Raw genomic sequence first — 4897 nt, 5'->3', positions numbered from 1 at the left:
TAATTTATGATTCCATCCATTTAATTCTATGGGTCTTCCAGAATTATCAATTGTGAAAGAATCATAAATTACCTGTTATTGGTTGTGTCAAAACTTACGAACCTATTGAGGCAACAACTCAAAAAATAACCATTAGTAGACAAGCAGGCGATTGGTACTTAAGTTGTAGCTACGAATTTACTCCCACTCCAACACCTAAAAAAACTGAAGTTGTGGGTGTAGATTTAGGAGTAAAAACTTTAGCAACTTTAAGCACAGGAGAAGTATTTGAAGGAGCTAAGTCTTACAAGAAATTTGAAAACAAACTATCTAGACTACAATACTTGAACCGCAATAAAAAAATTGGTTCAGCTAATTGGAAAAAAGCACAACTGAAAATAGCAGCATTGCATAGAAGAGTAGCAAATATCCGTAAAGACACACTTCATAAATTGACAACTTACTTAGCCAAAAACCACGGCACTGTTGTCATAGAAGATTTGAACGTTCGCGGTATGTTAGCCAACCATAAACTAGCTAAATTAATAGCAGACCAAGGATTTTATGAATTTCGGAGACAGCTTAGGTACAAGTGCCAATGGTACGGTTCAGAGCTAGTAGTAGTAGATAGATTCTTTCCATCATCAAAGACTTGCTCAAACTGTGGTCATGTCCAAGATATGCCCTTAAATCAAAGGACTTATGATTGTCCAGAGTGTGGCCTGTCGATAGATAGAGATTTAAACGCCAGTATTAATTTGAGAAATGCGGTCGGCTCGATCGTAAATGCCTGTGGATGAGTAACCGCCGACGGCCTCAGTAGAAGCAGGAAGTAAACATCAGATTATTACATTATGTGACTGTTTGTATCAGTTTTATAGAGCAGTGGGGACAAGACTTTGCATTTGTGGCGGGGTTTATATGGGTAAAATTTGTTAAAAGATGTAATCAACTACAATTTCATCCTGACCTCGTTAAACCTGAAAATAAAGATGCAGCAGAAGCTTGTCTCAAGTATGCAGGTTGGGACGATCAAACCAAAGCAGAATTTCGGGATAGATAACGTTTGTCTAGAGAATAAGGAAAATACCAAGATTGCTGTTATAGCATTTCCCATTAAAATGAGATACATTTACGATCCCCCTAAATCCCCCTTGAAAAGCTATCCTTTATAAGGAACTCCTGAAACCTTTGTAGGAGGGTGGGAAGAGGGGGAAGAGGGGGAAGAGGGGGAAGTAAGAATTTTCTTTAAAGTCCTCAAAAAATTGTCTCATTCAATACAATTTTCTCCGGAAAAAGCCGTTTCCAGACATACACAGAACTTGTATCTTTTGTCAAGTTTTATGTTAAGAAAGATGTTTATAAAGCATAGCTTGAAAAGGGGGACTTTGAAGGCTCCCCCCTTTTTTAAGCGGTTCCCCCCTTATGAAGGGGGGTTAGGGGGGATCTGGGGGCAGGGGGGGATATATTAGACAGAATCAGGATCGACCCCTAACTCTTTTAGTTTAGCAGCCAGACGTTCCGCTCGTTGCTGTTGTTGTTCAGCACGTTGACGTTCCTGGTCAGCACGTTGACGTTCTTGTTGGGCTACTTCTCCTGGCAATAATACCAAATTTCCTTGCTCGTCATAAAATCGTAACCACACTGCCGACTCTTGCTGAATACTCCCTTCCCAAGTACCCAACCATAACTCCAACTTCTTGCACCACAACCATCCTCGCTCGTCCGGCTGTAACTTCTGATATCTATCGTTTTCCAGAGACCATCCCTCTAATGATTTCCGATCAAATGGATTAAAGATGAAATAATATGGAGTACGGAATGTTCCCTCGTAAATATCCTTTTTTTTACCAATGTCTACACTAGCAGTTGAAGGAGATGTGAGTTCAACTATCACATCTGGATAACGACCTTCTTCTTCCCAAACTACCCATCCTTGACGATCTGTCTTGCCATCAACATCCAAAACCACAAAGAAATCAGGACCTTTGTAATCACGATTTCTCGCTTGAGCGCTACTATAATAAATAAACATATTGCCACCAGCAAAAAAGTCGTTGCGGTCTGACCAATGTTGATACAAAGAATCTATCAGAAGATTCATGGCAATACGGTGACGTTTGCTTTCCAAGAGTTCTCCATCATCAAAGATTAAGTCTGTAGGTGGCATGGGTGGTTCCCAGTCGGGAGTTACTTCGGTGAGTAACTCGGTTTTGGGAGATGTTTCTGTAGTCATTGTTCGCCCCCTCCGATCATGTTTTCATTTTTTTAGAGTAGCATGGATGAAATAATATCAGGACTGACGCAACGCACCCTAATGGACTGACACACCTTAAATGGTGCATTAGGAAAAAATTCTCAAACCTTGCTATAATAAGAATTATACGAAAAAAGCACTCTGCACAGTTTTAGCTGTGTCAGTCTACTACTAAACTCTGATGGTTCAAGAGGATTATTACAGCAGATAATTACAATATGGAACAACTCACTGTCGATCAATTTGGTCGTATCGAAATCCCTGAAAAAATACGCCAGCAATTAGGAATTAACAATCAAACTAAGTTATCCTTAAAAGTTGAAAATGGTCAACTTATTCTTCAACCCTTAGAACCAGAATTAGAAACCTACTATGAAGATGGAATATTAGTCTTTAAAGCTGAACCGATATGTAATACAGAAACAATCATTGATGAACTGAGAACAGAAAGAATTAATGAATTAACATCGTGGTAAAAGCTTTATTTGATACAAGTGTTTTAGTCACTGCATTATGGACTAATCATCCTAAACATTCAGCTTGTCTTTCACGATTAAAAAAAGTTAAATCTGGAAATATTCAAGGAATAATTTGCACTCATACTTTGGCAGAACTCTATTCCGTTTTAACTCGCCTTCCGATAAAACCTGCTGTTTCCCCAAAACTTGCACAACAATTAATCAGAGAAAATTTAGCAGAATTTGAAGTGATTTCTCTCTCTACTGAAGATTATCAAACTGTTATTAATAAAATGGTAAATTTGAATTTAACAGGAGGTGGAATTTACGATGGTTTAATTGCTCAAGTTGTTTTTAAAGTAGAGGTAGATCGGTTACTTACTTTAAATCCTAACCATTTCATACGTCTTGGTGAAGAAGTAGCAAAATTAGTAGAAGTACCGACATAAAATTTACAGCGATCGCATAATATTGTTAGCCCCCTATTTTATGCTTTCATTTTTTTAGAGTAGCATGAATTAAATAATCAGGACTTACGCATGAAGTACAAAAAATTAGGATTTGAGATTGCTTTCCGTCCCGGAATGCTCCGCAAACCCTGTGGGTTGCAATGACGAAAATACGTTGCAGGTGCGTAAGTTCTGATAATATTATGTCCAGTTAAATAGGGTTTGCTGAAAAAGTCTTTTAGTAGGGGTAGGAGACAGGAGACAGGAGACAGGAGACAGGAGACAGGAGACAGGAGGAACGGGAAATTGTAGAGGAGGTAGTCGGAAAAATTGTAAGAGTGATTTTTCTGCCATAATCGTCCCAAAATACTAGCTTTTTGAGCTTGAGCGACCGAAAAGCTTGCACTTTTTCAAGACAAAAAAAGGCAGCAAACCAATATAAGTCAATGCTTTGATATTTAATCAGCAAGCCCTAAATAGTTTAAATCAACGGTAATAGGCGATCGCTCTCTACGCATTTGGGCATCTAAAACTCACTTAGAGATTACTTTTAACTTTTGACTTGCGCGTAGCGCTATACCTATTTTTTGAACAAATAAACATCATCCCGTTCGTAACTAAGCTGAAATTCTGAATTAACTTTGAGTTTATCTACTAATTTTTCTGAATATTCCTGACTACTTTTCCACCCTGGATGACGTACATTTACCAATACATAATCATACTCAACTAATGCTTCATTTGTTGGTAATTCATCTTCTTCAACAATTAACTTAATAAACTTACGATGAGTTAAATGAGGCGTAATTTCAGAAGTAGTAAAAACACCGCCTTTTGTATTCACTAAAGCAACTGCTTCTCGTGCTGCTTGCCAAGTATCTAGATAATCTAAATAAATAGACCAAAAATACCCATATTTAGCCAAAGCTAAAAATCCGATGCAAGACCAAATAATAATAAATTTTGGTAAGCGATCGCCAACTATTGTAGATATATTTTCAGCTTTATCTGTTTGAGGTTTGCGTAAATTCCACAACCAATACCATAAACCACATTTTCCATCAGCAATAGTATAAATTACAGCCATTAATAAAAAAGGTAATATTGGCAAAGAATACTGATGAATTAAATCTCTTTGAGCATCAATTTTAGATAAAATATTCATCGCCAAAACGGGATAAGCTGCTATTAAAGGAGTTAAATATTTAGGAGCAAGCCACCAAATTACGGGCAGATTTAGTAATAGTAAATATTCTAGAGTTTTCAGTGAAATTAATTTACCAAACACCAGTTCTGGTCTTAAAAATATATTCAGTAAAATTTCTTGTATAGAGCCACCTAAATATTGATAACGTCCGACTCCTCCTGGTGGTTGACCATCTTTAAAATAAGGTATTAGTACTTGAGTAGCAATAATAAACCAAGCTACACCAGCAAATAAAGCTATTGCTCCGCACAGTCGTTTTTTTTCATAGAAATATAACCAAAAACCCATTCCAGCAATAGGTAAAGATAAAGCATCTTTACAACCTAAAACCCAAATAATAGCTATACAAAACCAAAAAGTTTTATCTAATTTTGCTGCTAAAATTGCTCCTAACATTGATGGCAATGCCATTACTTCTGGATGAAAATCAAATAAATTGAGATTGAACACTACTGGGTATAATAAATAAACTATTACCATAGCAAAAGCAAGTTTTTTATTTAAGCCAGAATGACGCGCTAAACTCCAGGTAGGTATTGTTCCTATT

6 protein-coding genes are annotated in these 4897 nt (G+C 36.9%); 4 read left to right on the top strand and 2 right to left on the bottom strand.

Annotated elements, in window-relative coordinates; translation table 11 throughout:
* The first annotated feature begins 77 nt into the window (after positions 1 to 77).
* Both F6K13_RS18270 and F6K13_RS18265 read left to right on the top strand, forming a co-directional pair.
* Complete coding sequence (locus F6K13_RS18270) at positions 78 to 779, top strand: RNA-guided endonuclease InsQ/TnpB family protein (RefSeq protein ID WP_375340667.1); 702 nt, start codon at positions 78 to 80, stop codon at positions 777 to 779.
* A 56-nt stretch (positions 780 to 835) separates the two neighbouring features.
* Entirely contained in the window at positions 836 to 1042 is a 207-nt protein-coding gene (locus tag F6K13_RS18265) for a hypothetical protein (RefSeq protein ID WP_124142740.1), read from the top strand.
* 405 nt (positions 1043 to 1447) lie between these two features.
* Here F6K13_RS18265 and F6K13_RS18260 read toward each other — a convergent pair whose 3' ends face one another.
* Complete coding sequence (locus F6K13_RS18260; protein WP_124142739.1) at positions 1448 to 2215, bottom strand: Uma2 family endonuclease; 768 nt, start codon at positions 2213 to 2215, stop codon at positions 1448 to 1450.
* Positions 2216 to 2454: 239 nt separating this feature from the next.
* On the opposite strand from F6K13_RS18260, the gene F6K13_RS18255 reads away from it, so the two are divergent.
* On the top strand, positions 2455 to 2712 hold the full coding sequence (locus F6K13_RS18255) for an AbrB/MazE/SpoVT family DNA-binding domain-containing protein (protein ID WP_124142738.1): 258 nt from the start codon (positions 2455 to 2457) through the stop codon (positions 2710 to 2712).
* Positions 2706 to 3143 (top strand): PIN domain-containing protein, encoded by a 438-nt coding sequence (locus tag F6K13_RS18250; RefSeq protein WP_124142737.1) that lies wholly within the window; start codon positions 2706 to 2708, stop codon positions 3141 to 3143. Before F6K13_RS18255 ends, F6K13_RS18250 begins: the two co-directional genes overlap by 7 nt.
* Positions 3144 to 3723: 580 nt before the next feature.
* On the opposite strand, the gene F6K13_RS18245 is transcribed toward F6K13_RS18250, so the two are convergent.
* On the bottom strand, positions 3724 to 4897 hold a 1174-nt coding region (locus tag F6K13_RS18245), incomplete at its 5' end, for a DUF2079 domain-containing protein (protein ID WP_287287951.1).

This window comes from Okeania sp. SIO2B9, assembly GCF_010672505.1.
GTDB classification, from domain to species: Bacteria; Cyanobacteriota; Cyanobacteriia; order Cyanobacteriales; family Microcoleaceae; genus Okeania; species Okeania hirsuta.
Note: the sequence above shows the minus strand (reverse complement) of the source record. Positions and strands in the feature narration are given on the sequence as shown.

What these genes read in the sequence shown, in the direction of transcription:
- F6K13_RS18260 (WP_124142739.1), bottom strand. Translation starts at nt 2,215, where the DNA reads ATGACTACAGAAACATCTCCCAAAACCGAGTTACTCACCGAAGTAACT.
- F6K13_RS18255 (WP_124142738.1), top strand. Translation starts at nt 2,455, where the DNA reads ATGGAACAACTCACTGTCGATCAATTTGGTCGTATCGAAATCCCTGAA.